The following is a 23,224-nucleotide window of genomic DNA, read 5'->3' as shown; positions in this document are numbered from 1 at the left end:
GACGGGCGGACAGGCAGCACGGTCGACGATCGGAGAGAGCAGCCAACCGCCCGTCGGGCCGCCAAGTAACAGCCTGACCGCACGCCGACCCCACCGGGACCTGCCCCTCTACGGGCGGGTCCCGGTCACTTCCGCCGGTCGTGCGGGGAAGCCGACGCACCATGAGAAGCCAGCAGTACGACCACCCCGCTGGTTTGCCCCGCACCCCTGCCACGAGCCGAGGTCACCCGTTGAAGCGGGCAGCCGGAGTGTGAACAGGAGAGCTGATCGCTCCTGTTCCCGCACAGGCGGCCGAAGGGGCAGACACCTCCGGACGCTGTTCGGTGTGCGCACGTACGGCGCTGCCGGCGATGGCAGCGCCATCAGTCCCCGGCCGTCAACCAGGCGATTGACGCTGCCAGTAACTCGGTCCGCCTCGCCTCTGCTCCTGGCCCTCGGAAGCGCTCTTGACGGGTACGAAAGCGGCGGGTGCCGGGTGGGGAGAATCCGGCACCCGCCACAGGATCAGCTCGGGGTGACAGGGATGGAGACGCGTGAGCCCACGTGGTGGATGGTGTGGCGGGAGGGACGCAGAGTTGTGGCTGTGGCGAGTGGTTCGTCGGTGCCGAGGTTGCGGGCGAAGCGGGGGTGGGCGCCACCCGCGATCTGCAACCGCAGGCGGTGCCCCGTGTTCAGCCGGTGTGCGCAGGGATCGAGGGTGAGGGTGAGGTGCTGCTCCACACCGACGGGCACGGCGGGGTCGAGGCGGATCAGTGTGTCGGTGATGTGATGGGAGGCTCCGTCGGGCGCGACGTCGCAGAGCCGGACGTATACGTCGGCGTGCGGGTTGTCGACACTGAGGATCAGCTCGGTGACAGGTGCACCGAGGATGTCCAGTGGGCCGGTTGCCGGGGGAGCGGTGAAGGTCAGTACGTCGTCACGACCCTCGATGACGGAGGTGTCGACGGTGATGTCGACCGTTCCGGGGAGGCCGGCCCGTCCCCCCAGGGAAGGCGTCGGATCACTGGGGTCGTAGGTGAAGGCGGACACCGTGCTGCCGTCGGTGGCAGCGGTCGAGAGCCGGCCCTCCGGTGCGAGATGCAAGGTGTGCTCGTCCGACTTGGGGGGCCAGGCCGGCAGATCCCGCCAGACGGTCGGTTCGGTGCCCGTGAGGGCCACGTGTACCGGCTGCGGCCGAGTCCGGGAGCCGACGCCCGACACGTTCTCGTTCAGCCAGGCGAGAGCCTGCTGTGCGACGGCGGGGGCCATTGCCGCGTCCCCGTGGTACCAGGGGCCGATGGTCAGCGCGACATCGATGCCCCGGGTGTGCAGTGTCTCGTACTGGGTGAACGTCTGGTCCAGGAAGAGGTCGTACCAACCGCCGATCAGCAGTGTCGGGGTTGTGACCTGATGCAACGCCTTGCCGAGATCGTAGGCCTTCCAGCAAGGATCGTGCGGGTCGGGGTGCTTCAGCCATTCCTCGTACCAGGGGGAGAGTCCTTCCAGTACGGGCTCGGCGGCGTCCTTGAGCGGGAGATGCCGGTACGCGTCGGTGAGGCCCGCGTTCATGGTGGACATCCACCGCATCGCGTCGGGCCGCTCCTGATGGCCCACCAGGGCGCTCCACATCAGGAAGGTTTCCAGGCTGAAGGCTCCTGATCCGTTGCCCCAGAAGTTCCGGCCGAAGTCGTGCGGACCGGTCACCACGATGGAGGCCCGCAGTTCCGGCGGCGGGTCCATGAGCAGTCCGAACTGGGTGTAGCCGAGGTAGGAGCTGCCGAGGGTGGCCAGCCGGCCGTCGAACCAGGACTGTTCGCGCAGCCAGGCCACGGTGTCCTGCGCGTCGTCGACCTCGTTCACCATCGGCTCGAAGGCGCCGGTGGAGCCGAAAGTGCCCCGGACGCTCTGGATGACGACGTGGTAGCCGCGTTCCGCGTAAGGGTGCGACCAGACGCCGTCGTACGGGTACCCACGGCCGTAGCTCGACCGGATCAGGATCGTGCCGCGCGGCTCGTCCGTCTCCGGTACCAGCACGTCCGTCATCAGGAACTCGCCGTCGCGTGTCGGAACACGCAGCCCGGCATCCTTGTGGAAGCTGTTCAGCCTGGGCGGCAGCCCCAGGTCCGCACTCGGCGGGACGAAGTCGACGGGTTCTGCGGTCATGAAACCAACCTCACTCTTGAATCGGCATCCCCAGCGCTGGCCGGAGGCCGGGAGGGTCCTGCGCGACAAGTGGACCCTAGGGTCCTTTTAGGCTACTTCAACTGAATCAACCGGTCCACTTGTACGGCCAACCGTGAACGGCGGGCGGCGGTACGGCGCGGCGACGCGAGGAAGGAGGTTGATGCGGGGCTGTTGCGCTGGTGAGGGGAGCCTGGCCGGTGGGCCCTCCCCCGGCGGGCGCACAGGTGGACTGACGCGATCGCGGGTGCTCACCAGCTTGCCCCCGCTGAAGGGGGAGCGCGAACCGATCAGGTGCGGTGAGGGGGCGCGTAACGCTGTCATGGGGAATCCGGCCCGTCGTCCCCGCCTGGATGCCTGCCGTCGTCGGCCAGGGCGTCCGCCGGTGCCGCAGGAGCGGGTCAGGGGCGGAACGCGTCGAGGACTAGCTGGGTGAATCGCTCCCACTGTGCCGGGTCGTGGGCGTCCAGCCGCCGCAGCTGCTGTGCGAACCCGCCGATAAGCAGCCGCAGTTCCTCCGGCGTCGCGTCGGACCGGACCTGTCCGTCCTCCTTTGCCCTCTCGAAGAGAGTTCCGACCACGTCCGGGTACGACGAATGGGCATCCTCGGGGATGGTGTCGGCGAGGAGGCGGTCGCCCGCGAGGCGCTGGCTCACGTCGTGCAGGAGGGCGGTGAGGGCGTCGTACGCGGTGGTACGCCCGGTAGCGAAATCATCGAGAGCGGTGTCGCAGCGCGTTTCGACCCATTGCAGTTGGTACTGGACCAAGGCGGCGACGAGATCGGCCTTGGTGGCGAAGCTCCGGTAGACGGTGGCCTTGCCGACTCCCGCCCGTGCGGCGATCTGCGGGATGGTGGCGTCCAGGCCGCGCTCGGAGAAGAGTTCCAGTGCGGCGATGACGATCCGCTCGTGGTTCCGGCGCGCATCGGACCGACGTTCCTGCCAGCCTGCTGCCGCAGGGCTCGCGTGCATGGGGTCGGAGGACTGCATGGTCGCCATTGTGCCTGCTTCACGCAGTGCGAGGCGACGCGGAACTGAGGGCCGAGCCGCGGCCCTCAGCTCCGAGCTGGTTCTAGGGCTCGATGGAGCCGGTGAAGGGGCCCGCCGAGAGTCCGCCGTCGATGAGGAAATCGGCGCCGGTGCAGAAGCTTGAGGCGTCGCCCGCCAGGTAGATCACCGCGCTGGAGACCTCTTCGGGCTCGGCCGCGCGGGCCAGGGGGCCGGGAGGCGTCGGCTGATCGCCGAGGGCTTCGGTCATGGGGGTGCGAATGTATCCCGGGTGTACGGCGTTCACGCGGATGCCGAACGGGCCGAGCTCAAGGGCAGCGGAACGGGTCAGGCCACGTACCCCCCACTTGGAGGCGGTGTAACCGTGCAGGGCGGCCTGGCCCTGGAAAGCGGAGCCGGATCCCACGTTGATGACCGAGGAGGGGGCGGAAGCCTTCAGTGCGTCGAGGGCCGCTGTGATGCCGAGGTAGGGGCCGGTGAGGTTGACTGCGAGGGTCTTGTTCCAACTCTCCAGGGGGTAGGAGCCCAAGGGGCCGAAGTTGCTGATGCCCGCATTGTTTACCAGGACGTTGAGGCCGCCGAAGGTGTCGACGGCGCACTGCACGGCAGTGGCCCACTGATCGGCGTCGGTGACGTCGAGGTGGATGAAGACGGCGTTCTCGGCGCCGAGTTCGTCCGCCAATGCCTCGCCCTCGGTATCCAGAACGTCGGCGATCACCACTTTGCCGCCGTTGTCGACGACAGCCCGCGCGTGGGAGGCGCCCATGCCCCGTGCCGCGCCGGTCACGAGTGCGATTTTGCCGTTCAGCTGGGTGGTGCTCACGTTGTGCATCCTTCTTTGCTGGGAGCGCCGACTGTGGAGAACCCAGCGCTACACGCGCCGAAAGGTGGGAAGAGCACCAGGAGCATCGCGGGGACGACGGTCCCGCGATCAGGTGTAGCGCGCAGGGTGAGCGTGTCGAAGCGGACACGCGGCGCGGGAACCTGGCAGCCAGCGGTCCAGGCGCGCCTGTGGGGCGAAGAGTTCGTTGAGCCTGCTCTGTGCCGGGAGTTGCCGGATCAGGCCGGTCGTGATCGTCGAGCGGGCGGAGGGCGCTCGGTGTCGGCACGGTCCATGGAGGCGAGTGGTGGCGGACCGGCTGCGGCTCGGAAGCGCATCTGGATCCCTTCTTCTTCGAAGGGTGCCGCCTGGTTCGGTCGGCGGCACTACTGAGGCGTGCATGGCCGCGTCCAGTATCAACAGCCAAACCCGGCTAAAGCGCTTTTTTCGCGCTCTTTGAGCGTAGCATAATCGGACTCTTGGGTTCACTTGTGGGTCTTGTCGTGGAGGCGTGCCCTACGGGCGCGGTGGACGGGTGGCCCCGGAGCGCCCGGTCTGTGGTCGGTCGCCGTCGTCGGTGGGCCGGAACTGCGCGGCGAGTTCGCTGCGGGAGCGGAGGTTCAGCTTGGAGTAGATACGGGTGAGGTGGTACTGCACGGTCTTGACGGAAATGAACAGCTCTGTGGCCGCTTCCTGGTTGCTCGCGCCCTGTGAGACCAGCCTGGCAACTGCTTCTTCCTGGGCGGTGAGCCGGGTGCCGCCGGGTGTGTCGTGGGCGGTGCGGAGCCCCCCGGCTTTGAGTTCCCGGTTGCAGCGTTCGACGTAGGTCAGGGCGCCCAGCGCGGTGTAGCCGTCTCGCGCGTTCTTGAGGACCGTGTCGGCCTCGCGCCGTTTGCCTGCCCGGCGCAGGGTCTGGCCGTAGGCGAAGTTCACCCGGGCCCGGTCATAAGGGAGCGGAAGGCGGGCGAGATGGGTGAGCGCCGCTTCGAAGTGGGTGCGGGCAGCGTCGGTGTTGCCCAGGGCACCGGCTACGCGGCCGCGGGCGAGGCCGAGCCTGGCCATCGTGGCGTGGTGCGTGCGGCTGGCCGCGAGTTTTTCGTGCGGAAGGAGGAAAGCATCGGCTTCGGCGACCTGGTTCGTCATGACCAGGGCGTTGGCGTAGATGTCCTGCCAGGGCCAGAAGCCGGGCTCGTCGATGCCGTCGCGCGAGGGAAGGCCGACCACCGGGGCGAGTGCCTCAAGTACCCGTTCGTAGTCGCCCTGCGCTTCGGCCACCTGGGCACGTGCCAGGCAGGCCGGCAACAGCATGACCTCGTAGTGGTGCATGCCGACGGATGCCGCCTCCAGATGCCGGTCAGCACTGTCCCAGTCGCCGCGGAGCGCATGGATCTGGGCGCCGGTCCAGTGGATCAGGGGCCGCACCATCTCGATCCTGACTTCGGCCAGGTGGGCGGCGGCCCGTTCCACCGTTTCCAGCGCCTCGGACCATGCGCCGATCGCGTGCTGAGTACGCGCCAGCCAGCCCTGTGCCCACAGGGAGATACGGGTGGACCCCATGCGGTAGACGGTGGGAACGGCGCTTTCGAGTTCTCTTCGCGCGGCTTCGGGGGCGTCCAGAGCGAGGTCGAGCCAGCCGCGGCCCAGCTGAAATCGCTGCAACTGGGCGCTGCCGATCGTACTGGCGGCGGCTGACTCGTAAGCGGCCACGGCCTCTGCGGGCCGTCCCATGGCTGCCAGCCCGAGCCCCACGATGGCTTTCGATTCAACGGCGGAGGGGTCGGTCGGGTCGACCAGTTCCAGGGCCCGGCGGGCCCACATGACAAGGTCCGGTGCGTGCCAGCGCCCCAGCGCGTCCAGGACCCGCCGTTGGCAGATACGCGCCGCCAGGTCGGGGCGCTGTGCGGCGTCGCAGCTCTGCCAGGCCTGGGAGAGGAACATATCGGCCTCGGCCGGACGCCCGCGCATGATCGCCAGGTAACCGAGCACCACGGCGCGCAGCGTTCCCGTCGGGAAGCTCTCCAGCTCACCCGCGAATGTGACGGCCTGGGGGATGTCTCCGGCACCGATCATGGCATCGACGGCACGCAGCAGCCGTTCCTGACGCGTGGCGCGTGCCGAGCTCAGGCGACTTGCCCTGACGAGGAGATCGGCCACCGAGGACCACTCGCCGGCGGTGGCCCGCTCAGAGGCGTAGTGGTCGAGCTCGTCAGCGAGCGCCGGGTCGGCTGTGGAGGCCCCAGCGACTCGGTGCATCAGTCGCCGTACCGGATCCTCGACGACCTGTGCGGCGGCGTGATGCAGCTGCCTGCGTCCGGTGAGTCCGAGTGAGCCCACGACCGAGGCCCGTACGAGGGGATGGGGGAAGGACAGGAGAACCAGACCTGGCTCGACCGCGGCGCTGAGCAGCCCGGTGGCACAGGCTTCGTCGACGGCGGGCAGCGGGTCATCTATGCCGGCCAGCCGTGCCGCGTCGGCGGTGGAGGCCTTCTCCGCCAGGACGGAGCAGGCCTCCACCAGGGCCCTGGTCGTAGCAGTGCACCGGTTCAGGCGGACCAGTACCTCGGCTGAGTAACGGGCCGGGGCGGGCAGGACCGGCTGCCAGTCCTGCCATGTGTCCGGCGGCAGTTCAGCCAGGAGCTGCTCGAGGTACAGCGGATTGCCCCGAGTGTGACGGTGGAGGTGCCTTGCCGCGGGTGAGGACAGACTGGTGCCACTCCGTCGGCCGGCCAGGGCCTTGACCTCATCAGGACTCAGCGGTCCCAGGTGCACGGCGTCACGACGGCAGTTGTCGAAGAACTCCTTGACCGGATCCGTCATCCGACTGTACTGATCGTCTGCGGCACTCAGCACGATGAGGATCCGCTGGTTGGACATTCTGCGTACGGCGGAGCGCATCGCCCGCAGTGAGTCGAGGTCGGCCCAGTGGGCATCATCGACGACTATCAGCAGGCCGCCCTGCTCCTGGGCTCTCTCCCAAAGCTCCAGCAGACGGAGCCCGACACCCACCGGGCCGGCATCAGGCTCCGCCTGCCCGCCGTCCCACTCCTCTCCGCATTCCCGTGCCAGCTGTCCGGCCACCCCGAAAGGCTCGCCGGACTCCCAGCTCACTCCGGCGGCACGCAGTACACGCAGCGACGTACGGGAGGCGGCGAAGTGATTGACGAGAGCTGTCTTGCCGGAGCCGGGTGGTCCATCGATCAGCGCTATCGAAGGATGGCCTGAGTGGGCCGCAGTGAGCATTCGGTCGAGCTGGGCGACCTCGCGGCTCCGGCCGACCAGGCCCTGCGAGTACGGATAGCTATCCATTTCCCGGCACGCTAGCACTGTCATGAGTGCCGGTCGCGGCACAGTGAAACTCGCACAGCACACCGGGGGCCCGGGCGCGAAACGGTGACTCCCGCCGCGCGGGAGGCGAAGCGGATCCGGTACCCGCAGGACCTGTCCGGTCGCACCTACTGGCGCCGCTCGATCCGCGACAAAGCTCCCAAGCCCCCGCCTACCCGAGATCGCCACCAGCGACGGGAAGGACCGTGCCGGTGATGTAGGAAGCCTCGTCAGAGGCGAGGAAAACGATCGCTGCCGCCTGCTCCTCAAGGGTTCCGTACCGCTTCAGCAGGGAGGACGACACCGTCTGGTCGACGACCTGTTGATACCAATCGCGCTCGTTGGCGTCTGCTGCGGCCGGCCCGCGGGGGACCCGCCGGACTGGTGCCTCGGTGCCCCCGGGCGCGGTGGCCACGACGCGGATCCCGTACTGAGCCACCTCCATGGCGAGGGACGTCGTGATCGCGTGGACGCCACCTTTGGCTGCCGCGTAGGGGAGGCGGTTCACACCCCGGGTGGCGACCGAGGCCACGTTGACGATGGTGCCGCTGCCCTGGTCGATGAGGCAGGGAAGAACAGCCCGGCACATCCACAGTGTGGGGAAGAGGGAACGCTGGATCTCTGCTTGGATCTGCTCGGGTGTGTAGTGCTCGTAGGGCCTGGCCCAGATGGTGCCGCCGACGTTGTTGATCAGACAGTCGATCCGGCCAAGCTTCTGGTGAGCCTCGGCGACCGCCCGCGCCGCCCCTTCGTAATGTTCGAGATCGGCGCACACACCGTGTGCCTTGCCGCCGGCGTCCACCAGTTCCGCGGCCACCTCGTGGACCAATTCGGACCGGTCGACCAACACCACGTCTGCCGCTTCAACCGCCAGACGCGAGGCAACGGTGAGGCCGATTCCCTGGGCGGCACCCGTGACGACAGCCGACTTGCCCGCGAAGCGGCCCGGCTGGTGCCGGGGGGCGTTCACTGAACGCTTCCGGTACTGACGGCGAACTTCTCGTAGTAGAAGTTCGCGGGTGTGACACCGAGGCCGGTGATGTGAGTGCGTACGGCCTCGACCATGGGCGGGGGGCCGCACAGGTACACATCCGCCGCTCCGCCGTGGAGGGTGCCGCTGTCGATCAGGCTGGTGACGAAACCCTTGTTGCGGGCCTTCGAGGCCTCGTCCGCGACGCAGTACTCGAACGTGAAGCCGGGTATCACGTCGACGTAGTCGTCCAGGGTGTCGACGTGCGTGAGGTCCTGATCTGTCGTCACCCCATAGATCAGGTGGATGGGATGGGTGGGCGGTTGCTGGGCCAGTTGCTCCAGCATGGACAGGAGCGGGGCCAGGCCGGTACCGCCGGCGAGGAACAGGGCCGGGCGGCTGATCTGCCGGAGGAAGAAACCGCCCATGGGCCCGGAGAACTCGATCCGGTCGCCCACTTGTGCCTGATCGCGCAGATACTCCGACATCGCACCGCCGTCGGTGAGGCGGACGAGGAACGACGTCTCGCGTTGAGCGGGACCTGTGCTGAACGAGTACGACCGGGCCAGATCCGTTCCGGGGACGGTCACGTTGACGTACTGGCCGGGCAGGAACGTCAGGGCTTCCCGGTCGTCGACCCGCAGAGTGAATCCGGCGGTGGTCCGGGACAGGCGCTCCAGCCCGGTGACCGCGGCCGTGTATTTCGCGGCGCCGGTTTTCGCGGCGGCCGAGGTGGAGGGCACACGCAGCACAAGATCGCTGTGCGGCATCATCTGGCAGGGCAGCGCGTATCCCTGGCTCGCCTCGTCCTCGGTGAGCGCCTCGTCGATGTAGTCGCCGCCGTCGTAACTGCCCGACTCGCAGAAGACCTTGCAGGTGCCGCACGCGCCGTCGCGACAGTCGAGCGGAATGTTGATGCGAGCCTTGTAGGAGGCTTCGGCGACGGTCTCGTCCGCGTCACAGCGGACGAAGCGGGTGATGCCGTCCTCGAAACTCAAGGCCACTTGGTGCGCCATGGAGGTGCTCATTTCAGGCAGGCCGAGAAGGCTCAGACGTGGTAGATGTCGACGATGTGATGCACGTAGTCGTTCTTGAGGACGACCTTCTTGCTCGTGATCAGCGGCGCGTCGTCGGCGAGATCGATGCGGTAGAAGGACGTGCCGAAGTACGTGTCGACGCTCTGGTAGCGGTAGTAGAGCGTGAACCAGTTGAACCGCACGTCCACCAGCGGACCGTCCTGGCCGGTGATCTCCACATTGGTGATGTTGTGGCCGGTGCGGGGCTCGGGAAGGCTGGTCGCGCTGGAGCGGTCCGTACGGATACGGAAGACCCGGTCCTCCAAGCCCCCGCGGTTGGCGTAGTAGATCAGTGAGATCTCACTCTGCGGGTCGCGGGTCAGCTCGTCGTCGTCGGCCCAGGCGGGCATCCAGAACTCGGCATCGGTGTGGTAGCAGTCGAGCCACTCCTCGAACTGCCGATCGTCGAGGAAACGCGCCTCGCGGTAAAGGAACTGACGGACCGTCTCCAGAGTGGTGGTCCCGGCGTCGGCAGCGGTAGTCATCTCTTGGGTCCCAGTCGTTCAGTGCCCGGCGGGGGCGACGTCGGCGATTCGGTCGGTCTCCAGCGCATGGCGCAGGGTTTCGAGCCAGTACCCGTGCTGGATGGGGTAGAGGCCCTCGTCCTCTGTACGTACGCCACTGGCCACCGGATGGAGCCCGACCTTCTCGGCGTCCTCGTCCGGTCCGCTGATCTGGTGCACCGCCCCCCTGCTCAGGTCGTTCCACGGAGCGGAGCCGGCGAGGTAGGTCTTCTGACACGACCGGAACTCCTCCAGGTCGTCCGGGGTGGCCATGCCGGTGGCGTTGAAGAAGTCCTCGTACTGCCGGATGCGGTTCGCACGGGCCTCCGCGCTCTCGCCCTTCGGCGCGATGCAGTAAATCGTGACTTCGGTCCTGTCCACAGAGATGGGCCGGAAGTGCCTGATCTGCGAGCTGAACTGATCCATCAGATAGACGTTGGGGTAGAGGCACAGATTGCGGGACACGCCGATCATCCAGTCGGCCTTGTCCTCGCCGAACTCCTTGACGAGCTCGTCACGCCGTTCGTTCAGCGGCCGGTTGCTCGGGTCGAGCCATTTCGTCCAGAGCAGCAGGTGCCCGTGCTCGAAGGAGTAGAAGCCGCCCTTCTGCTTCGACCAGCCCCCGGCGTCCATGTTCTTCGTGTCGTTCGTGGACTCACCGGAGGTGCGGCGGGCAGTGGTGGCGGCGTAGTTCCAGTGAGTCGCCGAGACGTGATAGCCGTCGGCCCCGTTCTCCGTCTGAAGCTTCCAGTTGCCGTCGTACGTGTAGCTCGACGAGCCGCGCAGGATCTCAAGCCCCTCAGGAGACTGGTCCACCACCATGTCGATGACCTTCGCCGCCTCACCGAGGTGCGTGGCCAGCGGCTTCACATCTGCCCTGAGGCTCCCGAAGAGGAAGCCGCGGTAGCTCTCGAACCGCGCGACCTTGGTCAGGTCGTGTGAACCGTCAGTGTTGAACTGCTCCGGATAACCGGCCCCACGCGGGTCCTTGACCTTGAGGAGCTTGCCGGTGTTGTTGAAGGTCCATCCGTGGAAAGGGCAGGTGAAGGTGGTGCGGTTGTCGGTCTTCCTGCGGCACAGCATCGCGCCGCGATGGCTGCACGCGTTGATGAGCGCGTGCAACTCGCCCTGCTTGTCCCGCGAGATGACCACGGGCTGGCGGCCGATGTACGTGGTGAAGTAGTCCCCGATCTCGGGGATCTGACTCTCGTGCGCGAGATAGACCCAGTTGCCCTCGAAGATGTGCTTCATCTCGAGCTCGAAGAGCTCCTCGTCGGTGAAGACGGAGCGGCGGACACGGTACGTCCCACTCTCCGCGTCCTCCACCAGGGCGTCTTCGAGGATGGTCCGCGCACTGCTGTGGGCCTCGGCCATGGTCCCTCCACACTTGCGTCCGCGTCGCCGCGAGCCGGCGACTGTTCGGTGACGGGCTCTTTTCAGCACGATGACAGCGCGATGAAGACATGGCCCTAGGTGTTTCCCCAGGGTTGACCAAGGGGGGTATTGATATCTCCAGCCTCTCAATAAGCTGACATCGGATATTTGTGGACGGGGGAATCCCTCACTACGATGAGAGGCAATCCATGCGGAGAAGAAAATGGAACTGAGGCACCTTCGCTATTTCGCCGCCGTGGCCGATACCAAACATTTCGGCCGGGCCGCCGAGCGGCTTCATATGGCTCAGCCACCGCTTTCGCAGGCGATTCGGAAACTTGAATCAGAAATCGGCGTGGTTTTATTTACCAGGACTACGCGACAGGTAGCCCTGACCAGCGCCGGAGAGGTTTTCCGTACGGACGTTCTGAACATCCTGAGGTCATTGGACGAGGCGGTGGACCGGGCCGGACGCTTCGCCCGCGGGGCCGAGGGAGTGCTGCGCATCGGACTCACCGGATCCGCTTCCTTCCGTCAGCTCCCGGCACTGGCGCGGCTCATGAAGCGGGAGTTGCCCGGAGTCGTGCTCGAGGTGCATACGGAGATGCTCACACCGGCTCAGGAAGAGGGGCTGTGTGAAAAACGTCTGGACATCGGCGTCCTGCGCCCTCCGACCAGACGTGAAGGAATATCCCATCGCACCATCGCGCACGAGCCCCTGGTCCTCGCCGTCCCCCAGGACCACTGGCTGGCCGACGCGGGGGAGGTGAGTGTCGAGCAGCTGTGGCAGGAGGACTTCATCATGTATGGATCGGCTCTGAGTTCAGTCGTCAACGACGCGGTCGTCAGGAGCTGTCTCGCGGCCGACTTCTATCCGCACTGTGCGTACGAGGTCACCGAGACCTCCACCGCGCTCGCACTCGTCGCCGCCGGCCTCGGTGTCACCCTCCTCCCGGACTCCATCCGATCGGCACCGCGAGAGGGCGTGGTCTGCAAAACCATGAAGGACGCCAAGCCGGTGAGCCTTGCGATGGCCTGGCGCGAGGATGACAAGTCTGCTCTTCTCCAAAGGTTTTTGACCGTCCTGGAAAGAAACAACGTGTTTATCGAGAGTGAAGTGCACCGAGGAACCGCGTGAAAATAACCAGGGTTGACTCTATTCCGTTCTCGATCCCCTACAGGAAGCCGCTCAAGTTTGCCAGCGGCGAGGTGCACGCTGCCGAACACGTCCTGGTGCGAGTCCACACCGACAGCGGGCTTGTCGGTACGGCGGAAGCCCCGCCGCGGCCCTTCACCTACGGCGAGACGCAGCAGTCCATAATCGCCGTGATCGAGAAAATTTTCACACCGCAGATCCTGGGCCTTTCCCCACTGGAAAGGGAATTGATCCACGAACAGCTGGACCGAACCGTCGGAAACCCTGCGGCCAAGTCAGCCATGGACATGGCGCTGTGGGACATCATCGGCCAGGCAGCCGGGATTCCGGTGACCGAGCTCCTCGGCGGATACACCGATCGCATGCGTGTCTCGCACATGGTCGGCTTCGCGCCCGCCGACCAGATGGTCGCCGAGGCCGAACACATCCGTAGCACCTACGGTGTCACCACCTTCAAGGTCAAAGTCGGACGGAAACCCTTCACCGACGACGTCGCGGCATGCCGCGCTTTGCGTACGGCACTGGGCTCCGACGTCGAGCTCTACATCGACGGGAACCGCGGCTGGACCGCTTCGGAGTCCGCGCGGGCCCTGCGGGCGATGGAGGATCTCGACCTCACCTTCGCCGAGGAACTGTGCCCCGCCGACGACGTCTTGAGCCGACGCTGGCTGGTGGCCCGGACCCGCATCCCCTTCATCGCCGACGAGAGCGCCACACGCCCGGCCGAAGTGACGCGCGAACTGCTCTCCGGCTCGGCCACGGCCATCAGTATCAAGACTGCTCGCACCGGCTTCACCGCATCCCAGCGTGTGCTCCACCAGTGCGAAGGGTTCGGAGTCGAGGTCGTTCTGGGCAATCAGATCGACGGCCAGATCGGCACGCTGTGTTCGGCCGCCTTCGGCGCGGCCCACCGGCTCACGGCTCAGCGGGCCGGGGAACTCTCCAACTTCCTCGACATGAGCGACGACCTGCTCGCAGAACCGCTGGAGATCGAGAACGGAACCCTGCGGATCCGCGAGGGCGCGGGACTGGGCATCGAGATCGCCCCCGAAAAGCTCGCCCGCTACCGCCAGGATCTGTGAGCCGGTCCGTAGCCACCAGGAAACAACAGAACAGGAACCCGCAATGACTGAGGCAAACACCGCCACCGCAGCCGCGTCAGGCGCCGCCGCAACCGAACGTTTCCGTAACCGGCAGCGTGAGGAGACCGCCGCCGACACCAAGCGGATCGATCTCCTCGCGAGTGAACTCATCGGCGCCGTGCACGAGATCATCCGCCGCCACAAGGTCACCTACGCCGAGTACGACGTCCTCAAGTCCTGGCTCATCCAGGTAGGGCTCGACGGAGAGTGGCCTCTCTTCCTCGACGTGTGGCTCGAGCATGTCGTCGAAGAGGTGGCCAACGAGAACCGCGGCGGCAGCAAAGGCACCATCGAGGGCCCCTACTACGTTCAGGGCTCCCCGGAGCTCCCCAGCGAAGCCACACTTCCCGCCCGGGAGAACGAGAGCGGCACACCCCTGCTCTTCCAGGGGCAGGTCACGAACGTGGACGGTGAGGTGCAGGCCGGCGCCAAGGTCGAAATCTGGCATGCGGACTCCGACGGCTTCTACTCGCAGTTCGCGCCCGGCCTGCCGGAGTGGAACTTGCGCGGCACGGTCATCGCCGATGCACAGGGCCTGTTCAAGATTCATACCGTGGAGCCCGCGCCCTACCAGATACCCACTGACGGCTCCTGCGGCCGGCTCATCACGGCGGCGGGCTGGCACGCGTGGCGCCCCGCACATCTGCACCTCAAGGTCTCGGCACCCGGGCATCAACTCGTCACCACACAGCTCTACTTCCACGGCGGAACCCACGTCGAGGACGACATCGCCTCGGCGGTCAAGCCGGAGCTGATCCTGAGCCCCGCGCCGGCATCCGACGGCGGCGGAAACGAAGTCACCTACAACTTCACACTCGACCGGGACTGACGAACGAGCCCGGTGGTGAAACCTGGCCTCCCCGTCGTCCGCCGGCGGACGCGCCCCCACCCAGCAAGAGGAAACCCGCATGTTGTTCGCAGTGACGATGGACGTCGCGATTCCTGAAGGCCTCGAGGACCAGGCCCGCAGCGAACTCGTGGCACAGGAGAAGGCTTACTGCCACGAGCTCCAGAAGAGCGGTGTATGGGTACACATCTGGCGCTGTGTCGGGCAGTACGCCAACCTCAGTGTCTTCGACGTCGAGAGCAACGAGGCATTGCACGACGTCCTGTGGAAGCTGCCGCTGTTCCCCTACATGACTATCCAGGTCACCCCCCTCGCCCTGCACCCGTCCGACCTGGCGGCGGCAGCCGCCTGAGCAGGTTCGGCACGCAGACGAAAGGCACGCTCAACTGTGATGGACAAGGAGGTCGCCACCGCCGCGCAGGCCGTGGTCGACATCAGGGACGCAGCGACACTCGCCGTGGGCGGATTCGGGCTCGGGGGAGTGCCGAACGTACTGATCAAGGCACTGTACGAGCGCGGGACCAGCGGCCTCGGAGTTGTGTCGAACAACTGCGGTGCCATGGACTCCGGCCTCGCCGTACTCCTCGCGGCCGGTCGGATCGCCCGGGTCACCGGCTCGTACATCGGCGCGAACAAGGAGTTCGCCCGGCAGTACCTGGCCGGTGAGCTGGAGGTTGAGCTGATCCCGCAGGGGACGCTCGCCGAGCGGCTGCGGGCCGGCGGCTGCGGCATCCCTGCTTTCTACACCCCGGCCGGAGTGGGTACGCAGATCGCCGAGGGCGGTCTGCCGTGGCGGTACGACGGCGAAGGCGGTGTGGCGATTGCCTCACCGCCCAAAGAGGTGCGCGCCTTCGACGGAACGCAGTACGTACTGGAGCACAGCATCCGTACCGACTTCGCTTTTGTACGCGCCGCCAAGGGCGACCGTCACGGCAACCTCGTCTTCAACAAGTCCACCCGCAACTTCAACCCGCTCGCTGCGATGGCCGGACGGATCACGATCGCCGAGGTCGAACAGCTGGTGGAACCAGGGGAGATCGACCCGGACGAGATTCATCTGCCCGGCATCTTCGTGCAGCGCGTCATCGCGCTCACCGTCGAGCAGGCCTGCGACAAACAGATCGAGCAGCGCACGGTGTCCGTGCCCCGAGCGCGAGAGTCGGTACACCACTGATGGCGTGGAGCAGACAGGAGATCGCGGCCCGCGCGGCCGGCGAACTCAAGGACGGCGAATACGTCAACCTCGGCATCGGCCTGCCGACACTGATTCCCAACCACGTTCCCGAAGAGGTCCACGTCGTACTGGAATCGGAGAACGGCATCCTCGGCGTCGGCCCTTACCCCACCGAGGACGAGGTCGACCCTGATCTGATCAACGCGGGCAAGGAGACTGTCACGGTCCTGCCCGGCGCCTCCTACTTCGACTCGGCTCTCTCCTTCGGGATGATCCGCGGGGGGCACATCGACGTCGCCGTGCTCGGCGCCATGCAGGTTTCCGCTCGCGGCGATCTCGCCAACTGGGCCGTCCCCGGCAAACTGATCACAGGCATCGGGGGCGCCATGGACCTTGTCCACGGCGCCCGCAGGGTCGTCGTGGTGATGACGCACACGGCGAAGGACGGCAGCTCGAAGGTGGTGGAGGAATGCGACCTCCCCCTGACCGGCCGGGCGTGTGTCAACCGGATCATCACCGACCTCGGCGTTCTCGATGTCACGGAGGACGGACTGGTGCTCGTCGAGACCGCGCACGGTGTCACACCCCAGCAGATAATCGACCACACCGCGGCCGAAGTCAGGCTCGCCGGAGGAGTCTCGTAATGGCTCAGGCACACAGAGACGTCTATGTCGTCGATGCCGTCCGCACGCCGGTCGGCAAGTACAACGGTCAGTTCGCCTCCGTACGGCCGGATGATCTGGCAGCCCACGTGATCAGCGAACTCCTCGCACGTACCGACCTGGAACCCTCCCTGATCGGTGACGTCTTCTTCGGCAACGCCAACGGCGCGGGGGAGGAGAACCGTAACGTCGGCCGTATGGCCGCGCTGCTTGCGGGACTCCCCGTGACCGTCCCCGGTGTCACGGTCAACCGTCTCTGTGCCTCCGGGCTGGAGGCAGTCATCCAGGCGGCGCGGGCTGTCGCGCTCGGCGACGTCTCCATCGCCCTGGCCGGCGGAGTCGAGTCGATGACCCGCGCCCCCTGGGTCCTGCCCAAGCCCGACCGGGCATTCCCCGCCGGACACCAAGAGCTGTACTCCAGCACACTGGGCTGGCGGATGGTCAACCCAGCCATGGAGCCGCAGTGGACCGTCCCGCTGGGCGAAAGCGCGGAACTCATCGCGGAGAAACACCACATCACGCGTGAGCAGCAGGACGCATTCGCACTGGGCAGCCATAAGAAGGCTGCCCAGGCATGGAAGGACGGCCTGTACGACCCCGAGGTGGTCCCCGTCTCCGTCCCGCAGCGGCGAGGCGAGGCCCTGTGGGTCGACCACGACGAGTGCGTTCGGGAGGGAGCCTCGCTCCGGGCGATGGCCCAGCTTCCCCCGTCGTTCCGGAAAGAGAACGGCACAGTCACCGCCGCCAACAGCTCCCCTCTCAACGACGGCGCGGCCGTGCTGATGCTGGCCGACGAAAAAGGACTCAAAGCCACCGGACGAGAACCCCTCGCCAGGATCTCGGCGTCCGCCGTCTCCGCCATCGAGCCGCAGTACTTCGGTCTCGCTCCCGTCGGAGCAGTGAACCGGGCGCTCGCCCGAGCGGGGCGCTCCTTCGCCGGCCTGACCACGCTCGAACTCAACGAGGCCTTCGCCGCCCAGGTTCTCGGGTGTGTCGCCGAGTGGCCCGACCTGGACCCGGCGACTCTCAACCCGCGAGGCGGCGCCATCGCCATCGGCCACCCACTCGGCGCCTCGGGCGCCCGCCTGGCCGGCGCGGTCGCCCATCAGCTCAAGGCCGCGGGCTCGGGCGTAGGCGTTGCCGCCCTCTGTATCGGTGTCGGCCAGGGACTCGCCCTCGTACTGGAGCGCTGATCACCACTCCCCGTCCTCAGTACCGGAAAGAGCCCGTCGCCGTGACCTCTGCCCCACCCCTGCATCACGTCCTGTCCGGACCGCCCCAAGCGCCTCTCCTTGTTCTCGGTCCCTCACTCGGCACCACCCTGGCGCTCTGGGAACCCCAACTGGCCTGCCTGGCCCGCGACCACCAAGTGCTGCGCTTCGATCTGCCAGGCCACGGCGGCTCCCCAACCGATCGGTTGCGCGATCCGGATTCGGGGAGCACCACCGTCGATGAACTCGCCGCAGGTGTCCTCGACCTCGTCGATCGCCTGGGACGCCACCGTTTCCACTACGCGGGCATCTCTCTGGGCGGCGCGATCGGCGCGCAGCTGGCAGCTCAACACCCCGAACGCATCGACTCACTGGCACTGATCTGCTCGTCCGCACACTTCGGCCCACCCGAGGCGTGGGCACAACGCGCCGCTCTCGTAAGGGAGAAGGGCATCGGGCCCTTGCTCACCACAAGCCCCTCACGATGGTTCGCCGACCCGGACACCGCCGCCACACTCCTGGGAGGGGAACTGCTGGCCGACCTGGCTGCCACCGACCCCGACGGGTACGCAGCGTGCTGCGACGCACTGGCCGCCTATGACCTCAGGCTCTGCCTCTCGAAGATCACTTCTCCGACACTGATCATCGGCGGTACCCACGACGTGGCCACACCCCTGGCGCATGCCGAGGAACTCGCCGGCGGCATTCCTCGATCCGTGCTGGAAGTGATCGCTACCGGTCATCTCGCCCTGGAACAGCCGGAAGCCGTCAGACTCTCGCTGCTCCACCACCTCGACACCTGGCGGCAGCGGTAGCCGGTCCACTACGTGGCCAACGGTGACGGCGTCGTAAGGTTCCACACCCTTCAGGCGATGGTGCCGACCGCTCCGGACCCGCGCGGCCGGCGGGAAACCGCTCAGGAGGCGAGGACCGAATCGATCCAGGCGTTGATACGCGCCTCGACCGGTTCGCTGAATTCGGAGATGAGATTCGGGAAGCCGTGCGGGCCGTCGGCCCAGATGTCGAGACGGGCCTCGTTGCCTGCGGCCTTCCACTGCGCGGCCAGGAACCGGGAGTCATCCAACAGCGGGTCGATGTCGCCGACGGTGAAGAGGGCCGGGGGCAGATTCGAGTGGTCCGCATAGATCGGGGAGAATTTCGGGTTCCGCCAGATCTCCGGATCTCCACTGCCGATGGCCTGACGGGTGGCCCGGATGAACTCAGCGGTGAGGCCGAAGGTCTGGGGCGTGGTGAGGCGCTCAGCGATGGATGCGCTGATGTCGTACGCGCCGTAGAGAAGGCTCGCACCGGCGACCCGCTCGATGATGCCAAGTTCGTCGCGCGCATGGAGCACGGCCAGTGAGGCAAGGTGACTTCCCGCGGAGGCGCCTCCGATGAGAATGCGTTCGGTGCCGAACTCCTCATTCCCCACCCGGGCGATCCATGCGAGCGCGGCGTTGACGTCGGCTACTTGGTTCGCGAGTGTGTGTTCGGGCGCCAGGCGGTAGTCGGGACTGACAGTGGCGACACCGGTCGCCAGTGCGGTGCGCTCGTTGTACGCGTCGTCCTGTTCCGGAGCGCCGATGGTCCACCCGCCACCGTGAACGTTGAGAAACACGGCCCGGACAGGGCCGTCTGGGCGGATGATCCGCAGGCGCAGCTCACCCCCCGGGCCGTCGATGACCTTGTTCTCGGCACGGTCTGACCCCGCATCCGCGCCCACGCTCGCCCGCAGAGCGGACACCCCTTCGGGGGTTGAGGGAAGCGGCATGCGCATCAGGGAGAGCTTCTCGTTCTTCTCCGAGACGTTCGGGCGGTCGGCCTTCGGAAGAAGAAGGTGGTGAATGTAGATGGCTCTGTCCTTTCGTGGGCCACTGGCGTGGCATCAGCCCCCATCAAGGAAACACGCTTACATTCTGTCCACCACGGAGGCCTCGATCGGCTATCTGTGCTGTGGAGTGGCACAGGAGTTGCGTCAGGTTCCAGAACGGAGGCGCCACCGCCGCGTACCGGCCCGTCCTGGTGAATGTCTGGAACGTTCTGTCTCCTTCCTTGCTTCCGGTGCCGGTGCTCGGTAAGTTGAAGTAGACAGAACGTTCCATCCACTAGAGGTGGAGGGCCGGTTGCGACGTGTGTCCTCGACATGCCCGACACGGGTTTCGGTGCAACGTCAGCCCTGGCAGATGCCCGTCCCGGTGAGGCCGCCACCGCCCGCTGCGGCCCCTTCCCCTGTAAACGGAGACGCGCCATGATTCGCCGCCGCACGATCACCCATGCCTCCCTCGGAATCGCGGGCGTCGCCCTCGCCGCCGTACTGGCGCCGTTGGCGTCCGCCACGTCGGCCCCGCACACCTCGGAATCGCGCAAACCGACCGTTGTTCTCGTCCATGGCGCCTGGGCCGACTCCGCAGGCTGGAGCAGCGTCGTCAAGCGTCTGCAGAGTGAGGGCTATCCAGTCGCAGCTCCCCCCACCCCACTGCGCAGCCTGTCCGGCGACTCGCGTTACCTCGCCGACTACCTCAAGACGATTCACGGGCCCGTTGTCCTGGTAGGCCACTCCTACGGCGGAGCCGTCATCACGAACGCGGCCACCAAGAGCCCCAATGTCAGGGCCCTCGTCTACATCGCCGCCTTCGCTCTGGACCGGGGTGAGAGCACGGCCACGGTGAGCGCGAAGTTCCCCGGCAGCCACTTGAGCGACGACCCCGACGCCCCTGTGCCCACCTCACTGAACGCAGTCCCCTTCACCCAGGACGATGGCGCCACCGGGACCGATCTCTACATCAAGCCCAACAAGTTCAGCGACGTCTTCCTCAGCGACCGTCTCAGCAGCACCGACGCCGCCGAACTCGCTGCCACTCAGCGTCCGATCACCGCAGAGGCGCTGGGAGAGCCTTCGGGAACTCCCGCGTGGAAGACCATCCCGTCCTGGTACCTGGTCGCCAAGGAGGACCACGCCATCCCGCCGGCCGCCGAACGATTCATGGCCTCGCGGGCACACGCCCACACGGTCGAGGTCGACGCGCCTCACGCCGCGCAGCTGACCAACCCCGGCGCCGTCACCCACCTGATCGAGGACGCCGTCAGGGGTACCGCTCGCTGACGCCTGCCCCTTCGCGTGTCTGCCCCCGCCGTGGCCTTACCGCCACGGTGGGGGCAGACACGCGAGGACAGCTTTCCTGGCCGCAGTGCGTCAGCCCGCGGCGAGGAGCGCGGACGTGCCGTGCGCCAGAGTGCGGCGAGCAGTCATCGGGTCGTTGAGGTAGCCGGCAACCATGGCCCCGTCGCGCAGGGCGACCATGCTGTCGGCGGCCTGCGCGGGAGCGGAGTTGCCGACGCCCCGGAACGCGTCCTCCACCACCTGGTGGAACCAGGCGCGGTGGTTGAGAACGGCCTGATGCACGGGGCTCTGCCGGTCCGCGTATTCGGCGGCCGCGTTGATGAACGGACATCCGCGGAACCCGTCGCCGCACAACTCCGCGCCGATGTCGTCCGCCACGAGCAGCAACAGGACCGCAGGGTCTCGCGTCCCCGCGGCCGCGGCCGCCACGCGCGCGCGAATCCCCTGGTCGGTAGCTTCCAGGTAGGCGCGTACGAGATCTTCCTTGCCCTGGAAGTGCCGGTAGAACGTGCCACGCGCGACCTCGGCCTCCGCCATCACGCGATCCACTCCGACCGAGCGAATTCCCTCTGCGTAGAACAGTCTGCCGGCCGTCCGGAGCAGCCGATCACGCGCTACCGACGGTCGGGGGGCCGGCTTCACTCCGTCCGCAATGCTGGTCATCGTCCTATTGTATAGAACGTTCCTTACGCACTGTCCCGCAGCGTCAGAAGAGGTCGGGGCGCGCGATCCGTACAGCCGGCGCGCCAACGGGCCACACCTCGCGGTGATCACTTGCGAGCCCTGTCCTACTGCCCCTGGACCTGCCCCTGGACCTGCTCCGGGGGCAGGTCCAGGGGCAGCGGCACGGCCGGCACCGTGAGCCGGGACAGGTGGGCCTGATCGTGGTGGATGGTGTGAGTGACAGGACGCGTGTGGGCGCTGGTGGTGGCTGTTTCGCCGGTGCCGGGATTGCCGGCGAACCGCGGGTGGGCGCCGCCGGCGAGCTGGAGGCGCAGGCGGTGGCCGGGTCGCAGGTGGTAGGCGGTCGGGTCGAGAGTGATACGGACGATGCGGGTCTGGTCGGGCTGCGTGTCCTTGGGGGTGAGGCGGACGATGCGATCGGTGATGCTGATCGAGCGGCCGTCAGGGTGGACGTCGCACAGGCGGGCGAAGAGATCTGCTTCGGGATTGTCGGAGGCGAGGTGGATGTCGAGGACGGGGGCGCCGTGGATTTCGACGGGTTGGGCCAGCGGCGGTGTGGTGAAGGTGACGACGTCCTCCCGGGCCTCGGTGTCCTGGTTGTCCTGGGGGCCTCCTCCGAACGCCATGAGGCGGCCGCCAGGTGAGGGGGTGGGGTCGGCGGGGTCGTGGTGCAGGGTGGTCGTTGCACCGTCCGGGCCGGGAGGCGTCTCGGTGAGGGATCCGGCCGGCTGCAGATGCCAGGTGCGCACGCCAGTACTGTCCGGCGGCCAAGTGGGGGTGTGGTCCCAGCGGTTGGCGCCCCCGACGTGGACCAGCGCGCCACGCAGGCGGCTGGTGGCGGGGGCGCGGTGGGCGACGTGCTCGTCGAGCCAGGCCAGTGTGTGGGGCAGGACGACCTTCGGATCGATGTTCACGTGGGTCCATGACCCCATGACAAGGGCGGTGTCGACGCCTCGGCCGCGCAGCAGGTCGTACTGGTCCAGGGTCTGGGTGAGGAAGGCGTCGTACCAGCCGCCGATCAGCAGAGTGGGAGCGGTGATGCCGTGCAGCGCGTCGGTGGCGCGCAGGGGCTGCCAGTAAGGGGCATCCAGGTCGGGGTGGGCGAGCCACTCTTCGTACCAGGGCGACCCGTGCTCGCCAAGTGAGGCGAGGACGCCGCGCAGGGGCCGACGGGCCAGGGCGGGGGCGAGACGGCGCTCGGTGCGGATCATCCGTGTGATGCCCGACAGCGTGCTGTTCCGTTCCTGGTGGGAGAGGAGTTCGGCCCACATCAGGGTGTTGTAGAGCTCCAGAGGGCCTTGTTCGTAGGCAGCGCGGCCGATGTCGTGCAGGCCGACGGTCACGACGGACGCGGCGAGTTCGGGCGGCGGGTCGAGGGCGAGCGCCCACTGGGTGAAGCCGAGGTAGCTGCTGCCGACGGTGGCGAGCCGGCCGTCGAACCAGTCCTGTTCGCGTAGCCAGACGACAGTGTCGTGGGCGTCGTGCGGCTCATCGGCGGCGGGTCGGAAGAGCCCGCCGGAGCCGAAGGTGCCGCGGGTGGACTGCAGCAGGACGTGGTAGCCGCGCTCAGCGAAGATCTGGGCGTTGAGCAGTCCGAGCTGCCAACCGCGCCCGTAGGGCCCGCGCATCAGGATTGTCGGGCTCGGGCCGGGGACGACCGGCGCGTAGTGGTCGGCGAGCAGGGCTGTCCCGTCGCGCATCAAGGCAGGCACGGCTCGGGTCACACGGACCTGGTTGCGCTTGGGTGGCAGGTGCCACAGCTTTCCCAGCGCGGTTGAGGCCAGGCGAGAGGCCGGGTGGAGGGGACGTGACCGAGGCATCGGGGGTCCTTTCGTAGACGGCCGGCGAGTCCGGCCGCGTAGGCGGAGGGCCGGCGGGGAGAGATGAGGCTGCGGAACGGTCGTCGGACAGGTGCGCCCGGTGGCGGGCGCCGCGGACGGTACCCACCACCGGGATCTCCCCTCGGGCTTACGCGGAGCGGCCGCGGCGGGGG

At 67.3% G+C, this 23,224-nt stretch carries 20 protein-coding genes; 9 read left to right on the top strand and 11 right to left on the bottom strand.

Annotation, left to right across the window (positions count from 1 at the left end):
• Nucleotides 1-504: 504 nt before the first annotated feature.
• The 8 genes from ACFT9I_RS34410 to benA form a co-directional block, all read right to left on the bottom strand.
• Complete coding sequence (locus ACFT9I_RS34410; RefSeq protein WP_382571027.1) at nt 505-2,142, bottom strand: CocE/NonD family hydrolase; 1,638 nt, start codon at nt 2,140-2,142, stop codon at nt 505-507.
• 419 nt (nt 2,143-2,561) lie between these two features.
• The gene (locus ACFT9I_RS34405; protein WP_382571026.1) at nt 2,562-3,149 is read right to left on the bottom strand and encodes a TetR family transcriptional regulator; all 588 of its coding nucleotides are present in this window, start codon (nt 3,147-3,149) and stop codon (nt 2,562-2,564) included.
• A gap of 82 nt (nt 3,150-3,231) precedes the next feature.
• Nucleotides 3,232-3,990 (bottom strand): SDR family oxidoreductase, encoded by a 759-nt coding sequence (locus ACFT9I_RS34400; RefSeq protein WP_382571025.1) that lies wholly within the window; start codon nt 3,988-3,990, stop codon nt 3,232-3,234.
• Nucleotides 3,991-4,503: 513 nt separating this feature from the next.
• Nucleotides 4,504-7,293 (bottom strand): AAA family ATPase, encoded by a 2,790-nt coding sequence (locus ACFT9I_RS34395; RefSeq protein WP_382571024.1) that lies wholly within the window; start codon nt 7,291-7,293, stop codon nt 4,504-4,506.
• Nucleotides 7,294-7,483: 190 nt separating this feature from the next.
• Entirely contained in the window at nt 7,484-8,281 is a 798-nt protein-coding gene (locus ACFT9I_RS34390) for a 1,6-dihydroxycyclohexa-2,4-diene-1-carboxylate dehydrogenase (protein WP_382571022.1), read from the bottom strand.
• Nucleotides 8,278-9,297 carry a benzoate 1,2-dioxygenase electron transfer component BenC gene (gene benC, locus ACFT9I_RS34385; RefSeq protein WP_382571021.1) on the bottom strand — a complete coding sequence of 340 codons (1,020 nt, stop codon included), beginning with the start codon at nt 9,295-9,297 and terminating at the stop codon, nt 8,278-8,280. Before benC ends, ACFT9I_RS34390 begins: the two co-directional genes overlap by 4 nt.
• 32 nt (nt 9,298-9,329) lie before the next feature.
• Nucleotides 9,330-9,842, bottom strand: coding sequence for a benzoate 1,2-dioxygenase small subunit (benB, locus tag ACFT9I_RS34380; RefSeq protein ID WP_382571020.1), 513 nt, complete (start codon nt 9,840-9,842; stop codon nt 9,330-9,332).
• A gap of 18 nt (nt 9,843-9,860) precedes the next feature.
• On the bottom strand, nt 9,861-11,234 hold the full coding sequence (gene benA / locus ACFT9I_RS34375) for a benzoate 1,2-dioxygenase large subunit (protein WP_382571019.1): 1,374 nt from the start codon (nt 11,232-11,234) through the stop codon (nt 9,861-9,863).
• A gap of 223 nt (nt 11,235-11,457) precedes the next feature.
• On the opposite strand from benA, the gene ACFT9I_RS34370 reads away from it, so the two are divergent.
• The 8 genes from ACFT9I_RS34370 (at nt 11,458) to ACFT9I_RS34335 (ending at nt 18,241) form a co-directional block, all read left to right on the top strand.
• Nucleotides 11,458-12,372: a LysR substrate-binding domain-containing protein gene (locus tag ACFT9I_RS34370; protein ID WP_382571018.1), complete on the top strand. Its 915-nt coding sequence runs from the start codon at nt 11,458-11,460 to the stop codon at nt 12,370-12,372.
• The gene (locus ACFT9I_RS34365) at nt 12,369-13,472 is read left to right on the top strand and encodes a mandelate racemase/muconate lactonizing enzyme family protein (protein WP_382571016.1); all 1,104 of its coding nucleotides are present in this window, start codon (nt 12,369-12,371) and stop codon (nt 13,470-13,472) included. The genes ACFT9I_RS34370 and ACFT9I_RS34365 overlap by 4 nt, the downstream gene beginning before the upstream one ends.
• A gap of 43 nt (nt 13,473-13,515) precedes the next feature.
• Nucleotides 13,516-14,361, top strand: a complete 846-nt coding sequence (catA, locus tag ACFT9I_RS34360) for a catechol 1,2-dioxygenase (RefSeq protein ID WP_382571014.1) — start codon at nt 13,516-13,518, stop codon at nt 14,359-14,361.
• A 79-nt stretch (nt 14,362-14,440) separates the two neighbouring features.
• Entirely contained in the window at nt 14,441-14,731 is a 291-nt protein-coding gene (locus ACFT9I_RS34355; protein ID WP_382571013.1) for a muconolactone Delta-isomerase, read from the top strand.
• 39 nt (nt 14,732-14,770) lie between these two features.
• Nucleotides 14,771-15,553 carry a CoA transferase subunit A gene (locus ACFT9I_RS34350; RefSeq protein WP_382571011.1) on the top strand — a complete coding sequence of 261 codons (783 nt, stop codon included), beginning with the start codon at nt 14,771-14,773 and terminating at the stop codon, nt 15,551-15,553.
• Nucleotides 15,553-16,197, top strand: coding sequence for a CoA transferase subunit B (locus ACFT9I_RS34345; RefSeq protein WP_382571010.1), 645 nt, complete (start codon nt 15,553-15,555; stop codon nt 16,195-16,197). The genes ACFT9I_RS34350 and ACFT9I_RS34345 overlap by 1 nt, the downstream gene beginning before the upstream one ends.
• Nucleotides 16,197-17,408, top strand: a complete 1,212-nt coding sequence (locus ACFT9I_RS34340; protein WP_382571008.1) for a thiolase family protein — start codon at nt 16,197-16,199, stop codon at nt 17,406-17,408. Before ACFT9I_RS34345 ends, ACFT9I_RS34340 begins: the two co-directional genes overlap by 1 nt.
• Before the next feature lie 41 nt (nt 17,409-17,449).
• Nucleotides 17,450-18,241 carry an alpha/beta fold hydrolase gene (locus tag ACFT9I_RS34335; protein ID WP_382571006.1) on the top strand — a complete coding sequence of 264 codons (792 nt, stop codon included), beginning with the start codon at nt 17,450-17,452 and terminating at the stop codon, nt 18,239-18,241.
• A 101-nt stretch (nt 18,242-18,342) separates the two neighbouring features.
• On the opposite strand, the gene ACFT9I_RS34330 is transcribed toward ACFT9I_RS34335, so the two are convergent.
• Nucleotides 18,343-19,203 (bottom strand): alpha/beta hydrolase, encoded by an 861-nt coding sequence (locus tag ACFT9I_RS34330; RefSeq protein WP_382571005.1) that lies wholly within the window; start codon nt 19,201-19,203, stop codon nt 18,343-18,345.
• Between the two features lie 471 nt (nt 19,204-19,674).
• On the opposite strand from ACFT9I_RS34330, the gene ACFT9I_RS34325 reads away from it, so the two are divergent.
• Nucleotides 19,675-20,529, top strand: coding sequence for an alpha/beta fold hydrolase (locus tag ACFT9I_RS34325; protein ID WP_382571004.1), 855 nt, complete (start codon nt 19,675-19,677; stop codon nt 20,527-20,529).
• 90 nt (nt 20,530-20,619) lie between these two features.
• Here ACFT9I_RS34325 and ACFT9I_RS34320 read toward each other — a convergent pair whose 3' ends face one another.
• Entirely contained in the window at nt 20,620-21,210 is a 591-nt protein-coding gene (locus ACFT9I_RS34320; RefSeq protein ID WP_382571002.1) for a TetR/AcrR family transcriptional regulator, read from the bottom strand.
• Nucleotides 21,211-21,335: 125 nt separating this feature from the next.
• Nucleotides 21,336-22,931, bottom strand: a complete 1,596-nt coding sequence (locus tag ACFT9I_RS34315; RefSeq protein WP_382571000.1) for a CocE/NonD family hydrolase — start codon at nt 22,929-22,931, stop codon at nt 21,336-21,338.
• Between the last annotated feature and the right edge of the window lie 293 nt (nt 22,932-23,224).

The organism is Streptomyces sp. NPDC057137, from assembly GCF_042670825.1.
Classification (GTDB): Bacteria; Actinomycetota; Actinomycetes; order Streptomycetales; family Streptomycetaceae; genus Streptomyces.
The sequence above is the reverse complement of the archived record's forward strand: the minus strand, read 5'-3'. Positions and strand labels throughout refer to the sequence as shown.